This is a genomic window from Mycobacterium sp. OTB74, assembly GCF_029892685.1.
GTDB lineage: Bacteria > Actinomycetota > Actinomycetes > Mycobacteriales > Mycobacteriaceae > Mycobacterium.
The window spans coordinates 186,717-203,916 of the sequence record NZ_JARXVD010000003.1 but is presented as its reverse complement, the minus strand read 5'-3'; the positions used below and the strand labels follow the sequence as shown (position 1 = coordinate 203,916).

The 17,200-nt window shown below is 64.6% G+C and carries 17 protein-coding genes and 2 riboswitches; of the genes, 3 read left to right on the top strand and 14 right to left on the bottom strand.

Going from position 1 to position 17,200, the window contains the following annotated elements:
* Nucleotides 1-78: 78 nt before the first annotated feature.
* Together M2432_RS06490 and M2432_RS06485 are read right to left on the bottom strand one after the other, a co-directional pair.
* The gene (locus M2432_RS06490; RefSeq protein ID WP_280825941.1) at nt 79-987 is read right to left on the bottom strand and encodes a CbtA family protein; all 909 of its coding nucleotides are present in this window, start codon (nt 985-987) and stop codon (nt 79-81) included.
* 12 nt (nt 988-999) lie between these two features.
* Nucleotides 1,000-1,224: a CbtB-domain containing protein gene (locus M2432_RS06485; RefSeq protein WP_280825940.1), complete on the bottom strand. Its 225-nt coding sequence runs from the start codon at nt 1,222-1,224 to the stop codon at nt 1,000-1,002.
* Nucleotides 1,225-1,259: 35 nt separating this feature from the next.
* Nucleotides 1,260-1,371, bottom strand: a riboswitch (adenosylcobalamin (AdoCbl) riboswitch).
* Between the two features lie 253 nt (nt 1,372-1,624).
* Nucleotides 1,625-1,766: riboswitch (cobalamin riboswitch) on the top strand.
* Nucleotides 1,767-1,798: 32 nt separating this feature from the next.
* Between M2432_RS06485 and M2432_RS06480 the strand changes: the two genes are divergently transcribed.
* Nucleotides 1,799-2,902: a HoxN/HupN/NixA family nickel/cobalt transporter gene (locus tag M2432_RS06480; protein WP_280825939.1), complete on the top strand. Its 1,104-nt coding sequence runs from the start codon at nt 1,799-1,801 to the stop codon at nt 2,900-2,902.
* 132 nt (nt 2,903-3,034) lie between these two features.
* On the top strand, nt 3,035-3,757 hold the full coding sequence (locus tag M2432_RS06475) for an LpqN/LpqT family lipoprotein (RefSeq protein WP_280825938.1): 723 nt from the start codon (nt 3,035-3,037) through the stop codon (nt 3,755-3,757).
* Nucleotides 3,758-4,205: 448 nt separating this feature from the next.
* Here the strand turns inward: M2432_RS06475 and clpC1 are convergent, their stop codons facing one another.
* From clpC1 to lysS, 3 genes are all read right to left on the bottom strand, one after another.
* Nucleotides 4,206-6,734 carry an ATP-dependent protease ATP-binding subunit ClpC gene (clpC1, locus tag M2432_RS06470; RefSeq protein WP_280825937.1) on the bottom strand — a complete coding sequence of 843 codons (2,529 nt, stop codon included), beginning with the start codon at nt 6,732-6,734 and terminating at the stop codon, nt 4,206-4,208.
* A 297-nt stretch (nt 6,735-7,031) separates the two neighbouring features.
* Nucleotides 7,032-7,373: a histone-like nucleoid-structuring protein Lsr2 gene (gene lsr2 / locus M2432_RS06465; protein WP_280825936.1), complete on the bottom strand. Its 342-nt coding sequence runs from the start codon at nt 7,371-7,373 to the stop codon at nt 7,032-7,034.
* 112 nt (nt 7,374-7,485) lie between these two features.
* Entirely contained in the window at nt 7,486-8,988 is a 1,503-nt protein-coding gene (lysS, locus tag M2432_RS06460; protein ID WP_280825935.1) for a lysine--tRNA ligase, read from the bottom strand.
* 24 nt (nt 8,989-9,012) lie between these two features.
* Between lysS and M2432_RS06455 the strand changes: the two genes are divergently transcribed.
* The gene (locus M2432_RS06455; protein ID WP_280825934.1) at nt 9,013-10,260 is read left to right on the top strand and encodes an alanine racemase; all 1,248 of its coding nucleotides are present in this window, start codon (nt 9,013-9,015) and stop codon (nt 10,258-10,260) included.
* 38 nt (nt 10,261-10,298) lie between these two features.
* Here the strand turns inward: M2432_RS06455 and M2432_RS06450 are convergent, their stop codons facing one another.
* The 9 genes from M2432_RS06450 to folP all read right to left on the bottom strand — a co-directional run bounded on the left by M2432_RS06450 (nt 10,299) and on the right by folP (nt 17,168).
* Complete coding sequence (locus M2432_RS06450) at nt 10,299-11,102, bottom strand: type III pantothenate kinase (protein ID WP_280825933.1); 804 nt, start codon at nt 11,100-11,102, stop codon at nt 10,299-10,301.
* 5 nt (nt 11,103-11,107) lie between these two features.
* Nucleotides 11,108-11,515, bottom strand: coding sequence for an aspartate 1-decarboxylase (gene panD, locus M2432_RS06445; RefSeq protein ID WP_280826171.1), 408 nt, complete (start codon nt 11,513-11,515; stop codon nt 11,108-11,110).
* The gene (panC, locus tag M2432_RS06440; RefSeq protein WP_280825932.1) at nt 11,515-12,459 is read right to left on the bottom strand and encodes a pantoate--beta-alanine ligase; all 945 of its coding nucleotides are present in this window, start codon (nt 12,457-12,459) and stop codon (nt 11,515-11,517) included. The genes panD and panC overlap by 1 nt, the downstream gene beginning before the upstream one ends.
* On the bottom strand, nt 12,456-13,385 hold the full coding sequence (locus M2432_RS06435; protein ID WP_280825931.1) for a DUF2520 domain-containing protein: 930 nt from the start codon (nt 13,383-13,385) through the stop codon (nt 12,456-12,458). The genes panC and M2432_RS06435 overlap by 4 nt, the downstream gene beginning before the upstream one ends.
* Before the next feature lie 80 nt (nt 13,386-13,465).
* Complete coding sequence (locus M2432_RS06430) at nt 13,466-14,941, bottom strand: DUF6779 domain-containing protein (protein ID WP_280825930.1); 1,476 nt, start codon at nt 14,939-14,941, stop codon at nt 13,466-13,468.
* A gap of 77 nt (nt 14,942-15,018) precedes the next feature.
* A complete protein-coding gene (locus M2432_RS06425; protein ID WP_280825929.1) occupies nt 15,019-15,495 on the bottom strand; it encodes a DUF3180 domain-containing protein in 477 nt (158 codons plus the stop codon).
* A complete protein-coding gene (gene folK, locus M2432_RS06420; RefSeq protein WP_280825928.1) occupies nt 15,495-16,010 on the bottom strand; it encodes a 2-amino-4-hydroxy-6-hydroxymethyldihydropteridine diphosphokinase in 516 nt (171 codons plus the stop codon). Before folK ends, M2432_RS06425 begins: the two co-directional genes overlap by 1 nt.
* A complete protein-coding gene (folB, locus tag M2432_RS06415; RefSeq protein WP_280825927.1) occupies nt 16,007-16,384 on the bottom strand; it encodes a dihydroneopterin aldolase in 378 nt (125 codons plus the stop codon). The genes folK and folB overlap by 4 nt, the downstream gene beginning before the upstream one ends.
* Nucleotides 16,377-17,168 (bottom strand): dihydropteroate synthase, encoded by a 792-nt coding sequence (folP, locus tag M2432_RS06410; RefSeq protein ID WP_280826170.1) that lies wholly within the window; start codon nt 17,166-17,168, stop codon nt 16,377-16,379. The genes folB and folP overlap by 8 nt, the downstream gene beginning before the upstream one ends.
* Nucleotides 17,169-17,200: the final 32 nt, after the last annotated feature.

Genomic DNA, 17,200 nt, shown 5'->3' with positions numbered 1-17,200 from the left:
AGACCACGTTGCCCAAACTGTACGCAATGAAAGTCGCCCAGACTCTGGCACGAGTCTGGGCGACTTTGAACCTCGCGACTACGCGACGGCAGCAACCTCCTTGGCCGCGGCCGAGTCCGTGGCGCCGCTGAGGAAACGCTGTACCAGAGCGCCGAACACCACTCCGATGACAGACCAGATCAGCACCTGGTTGATCAGCGAGTACCAACGGAACTTCCACAGCAGATCGGCGTCGAACCCCGGGTAGACGATCTGGCCGGGCGCGTAGACCCTGCCATCGACCGTCACCGGTGTGGACAGGATGTTGATGATCGGCTGAGGCGTCTCGGTTGCGGCCCGGGCGAATCCGAATTCGTCGGTATGTGCGACGTTGGCCGACAGATCGCCCAACGACGGCAGCGCCGCCAGTAGACCGCCGTACACCACGAAGAACCCGACCACCGCGATGCCTACGGCCTTCGCCCAGCCGAGCTTGCCGACCAGCTTGTGCGCCGCGAACACCGCCAGACCCAGCAGGATCAGCGATGCCGCGACCATCCCCAGGTACAGCTCACCGCGGGTCTCGATGGTGAAGTCGTGACCGATGGCCGGTGGGTTGGCCGGGTATTTGACGAACGGCAGCAGATACACGCCCAGGAAACCGAAACCTGCGACTGCCCAGCCCAGCACCTTCGGCTTGACTCCGAAGCGGCCGTGCAGCACCAGATAGGCGACTGCTACAAGCGCGCCCATCGCGACCGAGAACACGATGATGCCAGTGGCGGCGCCGACAGTGGATTGGATCGACCGGCTGAACAGCTCCGGACCGTCCGCTTCTACCGGCCGGCCCGCCGCGGTATTGAGGGCCGACAGCACGTCCATGCGACCGGACTCATAGTCGATGGCTTTGTCGATGACGGGTTCAGCAAAAATCCGGGCAAACAGGAACCCCAGAATGCCGGCGATCAGACCGGCGAGGGCTCCGCGCCCGATGACGCGGATTTCCACGAATGTCCCCGCTCAGTGGCAGGGGAAGCCGAGGAAGTGCCGCGAGTCGTGTACCCACTCGTGCACCATCATGGTCTTGCCGAATACCGAGACCATGCCCTCGTCGACACCGACAAAGTAGTACGTCAGCAGCGCCAGAAAAATCGTCACGCCGAGCAGCACAGCCACCCGAGTGGCCGACAGCGCACGGTGCGCCTCAGCCGATACACCTGGCTTGGAAACCGAAATGCTTGTCATGGTCAAACCTCCTGCCGGGGTCACGCGCCCCTACCTATTGGGTTATGTAGGACGGTGAAAGGCCTGACTCGCCCAGAGGCTCACAGTGGCGCAACCGTGCCGGATTTACACCGGCTTCCATGCACCGTCATACGGGTCACAAAGATACACCGGCGAAGTTCCAGGTGAAACGGGTAACCGACCTTCGAACAAGCCCACTAGCGGCCAATAGTCACCTCAAGGACCTCGCCGACGGCTGGGCTTCGCGGATGTCGCCACCTCTAGATCCAGCCAAATGATGACAAATGCCATTGCATTAGTCGCAGCTGAACCTGCTTCGGTTCCCGCGTCACCAAAATTGACCAGAATTCGAAAGGTGTTGTGGCGCAATCATAAACAGTGCCGTCACAGCCCCTGGCAAAGCGCGCGCAGAAATGCTAGCTTGCCCAGTTATTGCCGTAGACGACGCGGAATCCGGTGTAAATCCGGTGCGGTCGCGCCACTGTTATCGCCACCGTTCGCCGTTGGTGTGAGTCAGACCCGCCCGTCTGCCTGGCCCAGATGGGGACGCGAGATCCCCGGGGAGGTGTTTTGAATGTCTGATTCGGTGGAATCTGCCGCCGGCGTGTTCCGTCGGATGGTGCGCGCCTGGGACCGCAAAGACTGGCGTGAGTTCGGCGCCCTGATGACTGTGATCGCCGTATTACACATCGTCGGATTCGGCTCGTTGGTGCTGCTGATCGCTCCGCACCACTACCAGGTCGGAGCCCAGGTGTTCGGGGTTGGTCTGGGCCTGACCGCATACACCTTCAGCCTACGGCACGCCTTCGATGCCGACCACATCGCCGCCATCGACAACACCACCCGCAAATTGACTGCGGACGGTAGCAAGCCAAAATCGGTCGGCTTCTGGTTCGCCATGGGGCATTCCGCGATGGTGCTGGTCATGGCGCTGTTGGTGGTCCTCGCAGCCAATGTCGCCAACGAACTGACCACCGACGGCTCTCCGGTCCGTCATGAGCTCGGGATAGCCGGGACCCTTGCTTCCGGGCTGTTCCTCTGGCTGATCGGGATCATCAACGTCATTGCACTGATCGGCATCTGGCAGGTGCTCACTGCTCTACGTCGCGGCGAGTTCAATGAACAGGACCTCGAAGCGCAGTTGGACAACCGTGGATTCCTGGCCCGCATCCTGCGACCGGTGATGAAGCGGATCAGGCGTCCGATCCAGATGTTCCCGGTCGGTGTGCTATTTGGCCTGGGCTTTGACACCGCCACCGAGGTCACCCTCCTGGCGCTCGCCGGCACCGGGGCCGCAGCGGGTCTCCCCTGGTTCGCCGTGCTGACGTTGCCGGTGCTGTTCGCCGCGGGAATGAGCCTGATGGATACCGCCGACGGGCTCTTCATGACCGTGGCCTACGACTGGGCTTTCGCCAAGCCGGTGCGCAAGATCTACTACAACCTGACCATCACCGGGCTGTCGATCGCGGTCGCCCTGTTGATCGGCACCATCGAATTGGTCGGCGTGCTGCACGACAACATGGATTGGGTCAATCCGTTCTCCGACTGGGTAAGCGGGATCGATCTGAACAACGTCGGATTCATCATCGTCGGCCTGTTCGTGGTCACCTGGCTGATCGCCGTCTCCTACTGGAAGATCAGCGGCATCGAGAAGCGCTGGGCAACGGGCGAGGCCTAGAACTAGCCGGCCAAGGGTTCAAAGTCGTCCCCGGCCTGACCACCCTGGTCAATCAGCGCAATTTCCGCACAAATTCGTGGAATGCTCTAATTTCGCGTCCATCGGACTGTCGACGGCGAGGAGAAGTAATTCATGAGGAACCCGTTGACGACAGTGACGGCCGGTCTGTGTGCCGCGACACTGAGCTTTGCCATCGTCGGCTGCGGCGGAGGCGCGCAGAAGGAAGTGACGCCGTCAACATCCGCTGCGACCTCAGCGGCGGCACCGCAGACCACGTCACCCACGATGTCCCCACTGCCTCCACCCCCGGCTCGGCCCGACGGCACCAAGAAGACGCTGCACGATTACATCGTCGAGCACAACATCGCCGAGGTGCCATATAAGGCGAAGTCACCAGGATCGCCGACTGTCGAGCTGGCCTTCCCTCCGGGCTGGAGCGAACTCGCGAAAGCCGATACTCCCGATTGGGCCTACGGCGGCATCATCTACGACACACCCAAGGATTCCGCCGACCCGCCGACCATGCTCGCGATCGCCAACAAGCTGACTGGTGACGTCGACCCCACCGACATTCTCCAGTACGCACCAGGCATGTTGCAGGACCTACCCGGATTCCAGCCGATCGGTGATCCGGTGCTGGGCAAATTCTCGGGCTTCGATGCCGTCACATACAAAGGCACCTATACCAACGGCGGAAAAAACATGGCCGTCGGCGAGAAGACAGTCGTCATTCCCGGAAAAGACAAGGACTTCTTTGTCCTGCAACTGCAGGCCACCGCACTCGAGGCGGAGCGGCAGGTGGTGACCGATGCTGTGGATTTCATCAACACGAACTCCAAAATCACCGCCCCATGACCCTGCTCATCACATCCAGCCTGGGACCGACAGGGAGCAAGCAACCATGAGCATCATTCGCACTTCCCTGTTAGTCGCGGTGCTCATGGGCGGAACCGTCGTGTCCATACCGGTTGTGCATCCGCCGGCGGCCGACGCAGCTCCCTGCAGGGCGAATGAGCAATTCGATCCCCGCACCGGGATCTGCTGGTCCAGCCAAGACCTGAGCAACCGCGGTAATCCGACGGGTATAGGCGGTACTGGACACTGCAGCCCGGGGCGACTCGGCACGTGCCTGGGCGCAGCGCAAAACGGAATACAACCTGGGGCAAATCTGCGCCCCCAGCCGCCGGCCGGCCCAGCGCCGCGGATCTGGCCGAGCCAGTAGGCGCCTGCCACCTGAATCGTCCTCGCGGGACAAAACGAAAATGCCCTCCCTTTTCCGGGGAGGGCATTTTCGTTTGAACGGTTATTCGGTCGCAGCCGCGCCGGCCTCGGCCAGATCGGCCTCAGCTGCCGCCTTCGGAGCACCGTGGAACGTGAACTTCGCGTTCTCGGTGTCGTTGCTCTCGCCGTCCCAGTTCTCGACGTCGACAGTCACCAGCTGGCCGGGGCCGACCTCGTCGAAGAGGATCTTCTCCGAGAGCTGGTCCTCGATCTCGCGCTGAATGGTGCGACGCAGCGGGCGTGCACCCAGCACCGGGTCGAAACCGCGACGAGCCAACAGCGCCTTGGCCTTCGGCGTCAGTTCCATCGCCATGTCCTTGGCCTTGAGCTGCTTGCCCACCCGGCCGATCATCAACTCCACCATCTGGACGATCTCGTCCTGAGTCAACTGGTGGAAGACGATGATGTCGTCGATACGGTTCAGGAACTCCGGGCGGAAGTGCTTCTTCAGCTCGTCGTGCACCTTGAGCTTCATCCGCTCGTAGTTGTTGTCGCCGCCACCCTGGGTGAAGCCGAGGCCAACTGCCTTGCTGATGTCGCTGGTGCCGAGGTTCGAGGTGAAGATCAGCACGGTGTTCTTGAAGTCGACCGTACGACCCTGACCGTCGGTGAGGCGGCCGTCTTCCAGGACCTGCAACAGGCTGTTGTAGATCTCCTGGTGCGCCTTCTCGATCTCGTCGAACAGCACCACGCTGAACGGCTTACGGCGCACCTTCTCGGTGAGCTGGCCGCCCTCTTCGTAGCCGACGTAGCCCGGAGGGGCACCGAACAGCCGCGACGCGGTGAAGCGGTCGTGGAACTCGCCCATGTCGATCTGGATCAGTGCGTCGTCGTCGCCGAACAGGAACTCGGCCAGCGCCTTGCTCAGCTCGGTCTTACCGACACCGGACGGGCCGGCGAAGATGAACGAACCGGACGGACGCTTCGGGTCCTTCAGGCCGGCGCGGGTGCGGCGGATCGCCTTCGACACTGCCTTGACAGCGTCGACCTGGCCGATGATCCGCTTGTGCAGCTCATCTTCCATGCGCAGCAGACGCGTGGTCTCGGCCTCGGTCAGCTTGAACACGGGGATGCCGGTCCAGTTGCCCAGAACCTCGGCGATCTGCTCGTCGTCAACCTCGGCCACGACGTCGAGATCACCTGAGCGCCACTGCTTTTCGCGCTCGGCGCGCTGAGCAACAAGGGTCTTCTCGGAGTCGCGCAGCCGCGCGGCCTTCTCGAAGTCCTGCGCGTCGATGGCCGATTCCTTCTCCCGGCGGGCGTCGGCGATCTTCTCGTCGAACTCGCGCAGGTCTGGCGGAGCGGTCATCCGGCGGATGCGCATCCGGGCACCGGCCTCGTCGATCAGGTCGATGGCCTTGTCCGGCAGGAACCGGTCGTTGATGTACCGGTCGGCCAGGGTGGCCGCGGCCACCAGTGCACCGTCGGTGATGGAGACGCGGTGGTGCGCCTCGTACCGATCGCGCAGACCCTTGAGGATCTCGATGGTGTGCTCGACGGTCGGCTCGCCCACCTGGACCGGCTGGAACCGGCGCTCCAGGGCGGCGTCCTTCTCGATGTACTTGCGGTACTCGTCGAGGGTGGTGGCACCGATGGTCTGCAGCTCACCACGAGCCAGCTTGGGCTTCAGGATCGAGGCCGCGTCGATGGCGCCTTCGGCAGCGCCTGCACCGACCAGCGTGTGCAGCTCGTCGATGAACAGGATGATGTCGCCGCGGGTGTTGATCTCCTTGAGCACCTTCTTCAGGCGCTCTTCGAAGTCACCGCGGTAGCGGCTGCCGGCCACCAGGGACCCGAGGTCCAGGGTGTACAGCTGCTTGTCCTTTAGCGTCTCGGGCACCTCGCCATGGACGATGGCCTGGGCCAGGCCCTCGACGACGGCGGTCTTACCGACGCCGGGCTCACCGATCAGCACCGGGTTGTTCTTGGTGCGACGGCTCAGCACCTGCATGACCCGCTCGATTTCCTTCTCGCGGCCGATGACCGGATCGAGCTTGCCTTCAGCGGCAGCGGCGGTCAGGTTACGACCGAACTGGTCGAGCACGAGCGACGTCGACGGGTTGCCCGTCTCGCCACCGCGGCCACCGGTACCGGCCTCGGCCGTCTCCTTGCCCTGGTAGCCGCTCAGCAACTGGATCACCTGCTGACGCACGCGCGTCAGCTCGGCGCCGAGCTTGACCAGCACCTGGGCCGCGACGCCCTCGCCCTCGCGAATCAGGCCGAGCAGAATGTGCTCGGTGCCGATGTAGTTGTGGCCGAGCTGCAGCGCCTCGCGCAGGGACAGCTCGAGAACCTTCTTGGCACGTGGAGTGAAGGGGATGTGGCCGGACGGTGCCTGCTGGCCCTGGCCGATGATCTCCTCGACCTGGCTGCGCACGCCTTCCAGCGAGATACCCAGCGACTCCAGTGACTTGGCGGCTACGCCTTCACCCTCGTGGATCAGGCCGAGCAGGATGTGCTCGGTCCCGATGTAGTTGTGGTTGAGCATCCGGGCTTCTTCTTGAGCCAGGACGACAACCCGACGGGCCCGGTCGGTGAATCTCTCGAACATCGGTGGTTACCTGCTCTCCATCAGATAGCGCAGCTCTTGCCACGTCACTACGCGTGTCGCCGCGCTCCGCGCCTACCGACCACTCTAATAGGCAGTGACGCCGACCGCCGCGCGGTGTCCCCGCATGTAGGAACTACCGCGCGACTGTCGAACGCAGCGAAAATAGCAACGTGCAGGGCTAACGAAACGATTCCGGAATTCAGAACCCCGGGCTACGCCTTGAGCGAACGGCGGGGCGGACCCCCGCAACCACGTTCAGAACAACGTCCGAATTACGCCGGAACTACGTGGGAATTTTTAGGTCGCGGCGTGGAATGCGTCGATCACCTCGGCCGGTATCCGGCCACGGCTGGAGACATTGTGACCATTGCGGCGGGCCCACTCGCGGATGGCGGCACTCTGCTCACGATCGATCGACGCCCGGCCACGAGCCGAACCGGTGGAACGGCCGCGACGGCGACCGCCGACGCGACGGCTTGCCTCGACCCACTTCTTCAAATCGCTGCGGAGTTTGGCGGCGTTCTTGGCAGTGAGATCGATCTCGTAGTTCACGCCGTCGAGCGCGAATTCGACCGTCTCATCCGCGGCACCTTCACCGTCGAAATCGTCGACGAGTGTGACGGTTACTTTCTTTGCCATTGGCCCACACTTACCCTTCTACCTGGGCGGAAATCACAGAATCAGCTCTGTGTTGGCTCAAGAGTGACATAAGACAGCAATTCCTTCAACAACCGCACCGAGACTACGGGAATCAGTCGCCTTGGCGCCGCACAATCGGAAACAAAACAGTCTCGCGAATTGTCAGTCCTGTCAGCGCCATCAACAAGCGATCGAGCCCCATTCCGGTACCTGTCGTCGGTGGCATCGCGTACTCCAATGCGATTAGGAAATCCTCATCGAGTCGCATTGCCTCGTCATCACCGGCGGCGGCCGCGCGGGCCTGAGCTTCGAAACGCTCGCGCTGAATCACCGGGTCCACCAACTCGGAGTAGCCGGTCGCCAGCTCGAACTTGCGGATGTAGAGATCCCATTTCTCAGTGACGCCCGGAATGCTGCGATGGGCCCGCGTCAACGGCGTGGTCTCGACCGGGAAGTCGCGGACGAACGTCGGTGCCCACAGGTGGTCACCGACGGTGTGTTCCCACAGCTCCTCGACCAATTTGCCGTGGCCGTAACCACGATCACGCGGGATCTCGGCCCCCAGGCGGTCGGCCAACTTCCAGAGGTACTCCGGCGAGGTCTCCGGTGTGATCTCCTCGCCGAGCGCCTCTGACAGTGACGGATACATTTCGAGGGTCGCCCATTCACCATCCAGGTCGTACGTCGAGCCGTCGGGCAGCGGCACCGACCGGGTGCCAATCGCCTCGTCGGCGACCTCCTGAATTAACTCACGCGTCACGATCGCGGAATCGTCATATGTGCCGTAGGCCTGATATGTCTCCAGCATGGCGAATTCCGGTGAATGTGTAGAATCGGCACCTTCGTTACGAAAGTTCCGATTCAGCTCGAACACCTTCTCGAAACCGCCGACCAGGCATCGCTTCAGGAACAACTCCGGCGCTATGCGCAGGTACAGATCCGAGTCCAGGGCGTTCGAGTGGGTCACGAATGGTCGGGCTGCGGCGCCGCCGGGAAGCGTCTGCAGCATCGGCGTCTCGACCTCCAAAAAGCCACGCCGTTCCAGTGCGGACCGCAACGCGCGCACTACCGCAATGCGTTGCCGCGCGATATTGCGTGCCTCAGGACGCACGATCAGGTCCACATATCGCTGCCGAACCCGAGTCTCTTCGTTCAGTTCCTTGTGCGCAACCGGAAGCGGACGAAGCGCTTTCGACACGATTTGCCAACTGTGAGCTAGCACCGATAATTCACCGCGGCGCGAGCTGATCACTTCGCCTTCGATGAATACGATGTCGCCCAGATCGACGTCGGCCTTCCACGCGTCCAGCGATTCCTGGCCGACTTTGTCCAGGCTCAACATGGCCTGCAACTGGGTGCCGTCGCCTTCCTGCAGTGTGGCGAAACACAATTTCCCTGAATTGCGGGCGAACACGACTCGGCCCGCAATACCGACGATCTGGCCGGTTGCCGTGTCGGCAGCAAGCTCTGGGTAGGCCGCCCGCAGCTCGGCGAGGGTATGCGTGCGCGGCACCTCGACCGGGTACGGATCGCGGCCCTCGGCCAGTAAGCGCTCGCGCTTGGCCTGGCGGATCCGGAACTGCTCGGGAATATCGGTACTGTCGGCTTCGCTCACGAAATGCCAGCTTAAATGAAGCCCATGGCTACCGGATTGGACCTATCCAGCGTCGACGCCTTACACGCCCAGACAATCTCCTGGAACCACAAGGGTCTGCCGTCGGCGTGGTGGGGTCAGACCGTCGCCGAAATCTGCCGCCGGGCGCCGGAACTATTCGCAGAGGGTGCGGTGTCACCGGTCTGCACGCTGCGGGCCCAGCCACTGGCGCACAACCTGGTGACCATGGCGCGCTGGTGCCGACGCCGCGGCGTCACGCTCGCACCGCACGGCAAGACCCACATGGCGCCGCAGCTGCTGGCCCGCCAATTGGGTGCCGGAGCGGTCGCAGTCACCCTCGCGACCATCAGCCAGGTACAGGTCTTCCGGGCGTTCGGCGCGCAGCGGATAATCCTGGCCAACGAACTGGTCGATGCCGCAGGGCTGCGCTGGCTGTCCGCCGAGTTGGATACCCACCCCGAGTTCGATCTGGTGTGCTGGGTGGACTCGGTACGCGGGGTGGAACTGATGACCGCTGCCCTCGCCGGCGGCCGACGTCCGGTGGACGTCTGCATCGAGATCGGCATGACCGGTGGGCGTACCGGCTGCCGGGATGACGCGACCGCGGCCGCGGTGGCCGCGGCGGTCGCCGCGTCGGACCGGTTGCGTCTGGTCGGCGTGGCCGGTTACGAGGCCGCCACGGGACACGATGTCGGCGCGCCGTCAATCGCGGCGGTAACTGCGTATCTGAAGGCATTGCGCGACAACACAATTCGACTTGCGCCGCTCTTCGAGTCGGAAGACATCCTGGTAACCGCAGGCGGCAGCACGTATTTCGACCTGGTCGCCGAACTGCTGACCGGCTGGCCGCAGCACATGACGGTGCGCACCGTGCTGCGCAGCGGGTGCTACCTGACCCACGACGATGGGCTGTACGCCCGCACCACACCGCTTGGCCGCACAGACGATTCGCACCTCGAACCCGCGCTGAGTGTGTGGGCTCAGGTGATTTCGCGCCCCGAACCAGATCTGGCCATCGTCAGCATGGGCCGCCGTGATGTCTCGTTCGACCAAGATCTGCCGGTGCCGTACGGCCTTGAGGACAGTCGAGTCGAGAAGCTCAACGACCAGCACGCCTACCTACGACTGGCGCCGGCCGACCAGAACATCGAAGTCGGCGACTGGCTGGAATTCGGGGTCTCGCACCCGTGCACGGTCTTCGACAAGTGGCAGATGATCCCGATGCTGGACGACGAGCGCCGCGTCGTCGAACTGATCCGCACGTTCTTCTGAGCGATTTGGTGCGGTCAGCGCCCAAACTTGTGCACAAATCACCGGGTGCGGTGGGCGTTGGAGCGGTTGCGCTCGAAGACCATCCGCAGGCCCTGCAGGGTCAGGTGTTCGTCGTAATGCTGCACGGTGCGCAGGTCGGGCAACACCAGCGGTGCAGTGTGACCGGTGGCGACCACCGTCACGTTGCTGCCGGAGAAACCGTCGACGTCCGCGCGAATCCGGTTGACCAGGCCGTCGACCAGAGCAGCGAACCCGAACACCGCGCCGGCCTGCATGCATTCGACGGTGTTCTTGCCGATAACCGACCGTGGCCTGGTCAGCTCAACCCTTCGCAGTGCCGCTGAGCGTGCGGCCGCCGCGTCCGACGACACCTGGATGCCTGGCGCGATCGCGCCGCCGAGGAACTCACCCTTCGCCGACACCACGTCCACGCAGATGGATGACCCGAAGTCGACGACGATGGCCGCGGTCCGGTACTTGTGGTATGCCGCAAGGCAATTGACGATGCGGTCGGCGCCGACCTCTTTCGGGTTGTCCACCAGCAGCGGAATGCCGGTGCGCACGCCGGGCTCGATCAGCACATGCGGCACCGACGGCCAGTACTGGTCCAGCATCACCCGGATTTCATGCAGGACCGACGGCACGGTGGACAAACCCGTTGCCCCAACCAGCCTTTCGGAGTCGTCACCGATCAGACCGTCGATGATCAGCGCGAGCTCATCGGCTGTCACCTCGGATTCAGTACGAATCCGCCAGTGCTGCACTACCTTTGCACTATCGCCGGTTCCCGCGACCAACCCCACGATGGTGTGGGTGTTGCGGACATCGATCGCGAGCAGCACCGCTGTTACCGCGGCGACAGCAGGCCGTCGACACCGTCCGGCACGTACGCGGCGTCATGGGACAAATCGATCTGGCGGTTCTGGCCGTCGACGAATATCACCCTCGGCTGGAAGCTGCGCGCCTCGGCATCCTCCATGGTTCCGTAGGCGATCAGGATGACCAGGTCACCGGGATGAATCAAATGCGCTGCGGCGCCGTTGATCCCGATGATGCCGGTGCCGCGGGTACCGGTGATGGCGTAGGTGACCAAGCGGTTGCCGTTGTCGATGTCGACGATAGTGACCTGTTCGCCTTCAAGCAGATCCGCAGCTTCCATCAGATCAGCGTCGATGGTCACCGATCCGACATAGTGCAGATCCGCCTGAGTCACCGTGGCACGGTGAATCTTCGACTTGAGCATGGTGCGTAACATCAATTCCTCCAGGGTAATTCGCCGGTTCCGTCCTGGCCCACGAGCGGATGCCCGTCGATCCCTGCGGAAGCGCCGATGTCTATGGCAATGTTGTCCAACAGCCTGGTCTCGCCCAGCCGGCCCACCACCAGCATTCTGGCTGGACCGGAGGCCGGTGCCGGACCCAGCCACGGGTCCCGCACCACCAGGTAGTCGACGTCGATGGCGGGCACCTCGTCGAGGACAGCCCGGGCGGCATCCAGCGCGGCCTCCACACCGCGCGGTGCCGAATACTTACCGGCCAACAGCGCGGCGGATAGCGCCCCGGCCTGCTCGCGCTGCTCGGTATCGAGGTAGCGGTTGCGCGACGACATGGCCAGCCCGTCGTTCTCCCGCACGATCGGCACAGCCGCGATCTGCACGTCGAGGTTGAGGTCGTCGACCATCTGCCGCACCAGAACCAGCTGCTGGTAATCCTTTTCGCCGAAGAACGCCCGGTCCGGCCGGACGATCTGCAGCAGCTTGAGTACGACGGTCAACATGCCCACGAAATGCGTTGGCCGGGAATCACCTTCGAGGTCGGCGCCCAATGGACCGGGCAGTACGGTGGTGCGCTGGCCGGCAGGGTACATGTCTGCCGCGGTCGGCGCGAACACCACCCCGACACCCTCGGCGCGCAATAGTTCGACGTCCGAGTCCAAGGTCCTGGGATAGGCATCCAAGTCCTCGCCCGCACCGAATTGCAAGGGGTTGACAAAGATCGACACCACGACGACCGCACCGGGCACCTTCTTGGCGGCGCGCACCAGTTCCAGATGGCCGTCGTGCAACGCACCCATGGTCGGCACCAGCATCACCCGGCGTCCCGTGGCACGCAGCGCTCGCGACAGGTCCGACACATCGGCCGGGTTGCTGTAGACATTCAGCTCATTCTTGGTGAACTGCGGCGGTTTTCGTTCCGTCACGGTTGCCTCCCTGAAGTTGACGTCAACGCGGTGAAGACCTCGGCCGGTGCGTGAGCGCGCTGGGCGGTACGCAGCGATAGGGCTCGATATGCTTCTGCCAGTTTGGGATTCACCTCATCGAGGGCGTGCAGATGCGCCACGACCGCGGCCGCGTCTCCGCGCGCCACCGGTCCGGTGAGGGCACTTTGGCCACGCTGCAAGGCGTTCTCCAGCGAGGCGCGGGCCAGTGGCGCGAGGATGCGTTCGGCGATACCGCCGGGGGCGTCGCCCACCAGTTCCTGGCCCAGCAACTCCTGCCCGGCCACTGCGGCGCGCAGCGCTTCCACCGCGTCGAGCACCACGGTGATGACGTGGTTTCCGGCATGTGCCAGCGCGGCGTGATACAGCGTGCGGGCGTCCTCACGGACCCGGAAGGGCTCGCCGCCGATCTCCAGCACCAGCGACTGCGCGATGGCATATCCGATCTCGTCGGCCGCTGTGATCCCGAAGCATGTCTCCGACAGTCGCGCGATGTCCTCGTCCGAGCCGGTGAAGGTCATGGCCGGGTGGATAGCCAGCGGTACACAACCCTGGTCTGTCAGCGGAGCCAGTACAGCTATGCCGTTGGCACCCGAGGTGTGCACCACGATGGTGCCCGGCCGCACCGATCCTGTGGCAGCCAGGCCCGTGACCACACCGGCAAGTTCGGCGTCTGGAACGGCGAGGATCAGCAACTCCACGCGGGCGGCGACGTCGGGTGCCGGCAACACCTGGCTATCCGGCAGACGGCGCACGGCGCGCTGCCGGGAGGCATGCGAGATTGCCGCGCACGCGACCACTACATGGTCGGCGCGTTCGAGCGCTACACCGAGTGCGCTACCTACCCTGCCTGCGGAAATGATCCCCACAGTGAGCCGGGCCGGGCGCAGTCCGTCGAGCTGCACCATTGCAGCGAACCTCGCAATTTGATGGTTTCAGGCGTTCCAGTCCTGCCTGGCAGGTACCGGACGGTCCAGAAGAGCGTAGCTCAATCCTCGCGACGACGCCGACGCCCGCCCCCGCCGGGGCTCGCCTGCAAACGCGCCAACAGCTCAGACGCGGGCTGTCCACCCGCGTGCTGACCGCTGGGTTGCTCGTCCTCGGTGCTGCGGTGCCGAGCAGCCTTGGCCGCCGGAGCTTCGGCGGGAGCTGGGGGTTCCGGAGCTGCGGGCGGTTCGGGGGCAGACGGCTCGGCATCAGGGGCCCAGTGCCGGGCTCGTCGGCGCGGTTCGCTCGGCGGGACCGGGCTGGATGCAGCCGGCGCGACCGGCACGGGCTGTGGCGCGGGGGCGGGTGGGACCGGCGCGGGGGCGGGAGCGGCGGGCGCCGGCTGCGGTTCAGGTTGCGGCGCAGGCTGCACCTTGACGGGCTGCGGCTCAGGCTGCACCGCGGTGGGTTGAGCCATCGGCTGCGCTGGCGCCGGCTCGGGTGCCGCAGGCTGAGGCACGGGCGGCACCTGGGTGGGCTGGGCCACCGGCAGTACCGGCGTGGGCTGGGCCGTGGGCTGGGCCGGCGGGAACAACGGCGGCAACAACACCGTCGGATCCGGGCCGCGGTTCTCCCACTTGGCACCCTGGTCACCCGGCGCGACCGGCGACACCCAGTTACTGCCAGGAGCCCCCGCTGGAATCCACTGCCCCTCCGCCTGCGTGGGCTTCCACTCGGCCGCCGGCCGCGCCGCAGGCTGAGCGGGTTGCTGTGGCTGGACGGGCTGCTGAGGTTTAGGTTGCGGCTGAGGTTGCGGCTGTGGCGGGGGTTGCGGTTGAGGTTGTTGCGGCTGAGCCATGTCAGCAGCCCGCCGATGCGCCCCACCCACGGCCGCCGGAGAACCCCAACGGTCCTCGGGCAAATGCGGTTCAGCGGCGACATCGATGATCGGGCTTTCCTCGGTGGCCGGCTCCACGCGCACCGGGGGCTTGTCCTCGGTGTCGATCCGGCTGGCAATCACCCGGCCGGCGCGAGCGCCTGCCCCACCGGTCCCGGCCCCGACTGCAGCACTCGCGGTGCCGGTTTCGATGGCCGGGCGGTGCTCCAGATCGGTGTCGAACAAGAACTCCAGGTTCGCTCGCAACGCTGCCAACTCAGCGCGCAGCGCAGCGACCTCGTCAGCCGACTGTGCCCGCAGTTCAGCCGCCAGCTCCCGACGCAGGTGCGACTCCAGCGACAGCTCGTATTCACGACGCGCCGAGATCTCGCGGTCCAGTTGCAAGTCGTAGACCAACTTGAGATCGCGAGCCCGGGCCTGATCCACATCAGACTGGCGCCGGTAGATGAATGACGCGAAAGCGGCGGCCGCAGCAGCCCATAACGCGATGACAACCGCGAGTTTGAGCAACTCGATCTTGTCGGTGAAGACCAGCACCGAACTCGCCACAATGGCGAGCACCAGCAACGTCGTCAGCAGAATCCAACCCGGCTTGCGGTTCGCACGACGGCCGCGCGCCACCCGGGTCGGATCAATCATGGGCTGACTGTACCGTTCAGCATTAAGATCATCTGTCGACCATCGCGGCGATTCTCTGCCCGCAAACGGATCGTTATTTATTCGGTTGTGCTGTCAGGGTTCTCCGGTGGCTCGGCTGGTGACTTACAGCAATGCTGCAGCCAGAGTGCCGTGATCACAAGAGCCAGCGCGCACATGGCCGCCACCACCGAGCCGGTGGTGTCTTGAGCGGCAACTCGCAGAACGTCGCGCCGCGGCAACAGGTACCCGAGCACCCCCAGCCACCAACCGAGCACCACCGCACCAACCCACGCAGACGCCTTCGCCACCACCAACGACCGCGCGACCGCCAGCGGGTGGACCCGGCCCGCGCCGACGCCGACCTCGCCGGCGCTGATCTTGGATCGCAGGTACCAGCCCCAACCGGCCTCGGCCACCGCAACTATCACCAGCGACAACCCTGTTCGTACCGTGATCGGCGGGAACCAGTGATACAGCAGCGTCACCATGAGATAAGCGGCGAGGCCCACTACCACGGTCGCGATGGTCAGGTCACGTTTGCGAGTCGGACCCATCAGCGGTCCAGCACAAGATCAGTGGGCCGCACGCCATCACGCTCGGCGGCGTCAAGCTCGGCCAACAGCTCACGCACCGACCGGGTCTCGCCGTCGACGGTCAGCACGGCCTCCTGGTCGACGGCAAGCCACGGCGCCAGCACGAACGCCCGCTGATGGGCGAACGGATGCGGCAGAGTCAAGACCGGGTCCGCGCTGCGAACGTCGTCACCGCCATCCCGACAGGTAACGATGTCGACGTCGAGAGTTCTTGGCCCCCAATGCTGTTCACGAATCCGCTGAGCGGCATCCTCCAGCTCATGGGCGCGTCGCAGCCAGCCGGGACCGTCCAATTCCGGATCGTCGGCCAGCACCACCGCATTCAGAAACGCACCCTGCTCGACGCCACCCCAGGCCTCGGTTTCGAATACCGGCGACACGGCGCGCACTGATCCGCCGAGGCCGTCGACCACCGACTGCAGATGCGCCAAGCGGTCCCCCAAGTTGGAACCGATGGACAGCACGACCGAACTCATCGACCGTCCCCACCTCGACGGGACCGTCGCGCCACCACCGCAACATCGTTGAACGACAGCGGAATCGGCGCGTTCGGCTTGTGCAGCACCACCTCCACCGCGTGCACCCGTCCATCGGACATCACGTCGTCAGCGATTTCGGCTGAGACCGTCTCGATCAGATTGCGCGGCGGCCCGGCGACGATCGCTGCTGCGCGCTGCGCCAGCGCGCCGTAATCCAGGGTGTCGGACAGTTCGTCACTGGCCGCCGCAGCCGCCAGGTCGATCCACACCGTGATGTCCACGACGAAGTCCTGCCCATCGACACGCTCGTGATCAAACACACCGTGATTGCCGCGAACAGTTAAGCCGCGCAACTCAATTCGGTCAGTCATTAGCACCTTCCCATGCTTCGACCACCTTCACCGCATCCACTGAGGCCTGCACGTCATGCACCCGAACGCCCCACGCGCCGTGTTGCGCTGCCAGTGCAGATATCACCGCAGTCGCCGTCTCCCGTCCGTCGGGCGGCCGCGGAGCACCGTCGGGGCCGGCCAGCAGAGCCCCGAGAAAACGCTTGCGCGACGCCCCGACCAGTACTGGCACCCCGGTTCCAACAAACTCCGGCAGCGCACGCAGCAATGCCCAATTGTGTTGTGCCGACTTGGCAAAACCCAAACCCGGATCGATGATCAGATTCTCCGGATCTACGCCGGCGGCCACGGCATCAGCCACCGCAGCGAGCAGTTCCGCTTTGACGTCGGCGACCACATCGGTGTAGCTGGGCACCCGGTGGTCCACATCGCGCCAATGCATCAGCACCCACGGCAACTTGACCTCGGCCAGCAGCGGCGCCATGTTCGGGTCCGCTCGGCCGCCGGACACGTCGTTGACGATGCGAGCGCCGTGCTCGAGTGCAGCCGCGGCCACATCAGCGTGCATGGTGTCGATACTGACCGTGATCCCTTGGGCGGCAAGGTCTCTGATGACCGGCAACACCCGATCACATTCGAGCCGCGAATCCAACCGGGTGGCACCGGGCCGAGTCGACTCGCCACCCACGTCGATGATCTGCGCACCCTGTGCCACCAGCTCCAGCCCGTGGGCAACCGCACGATCGCAGTCCAGAAACCGTCCGCCGTCGGAGAACGAGTCGGTGGTCACATTGACCACGCCCATCACCACTGGGGCGAGCGCAGCGCCGGGTTGAG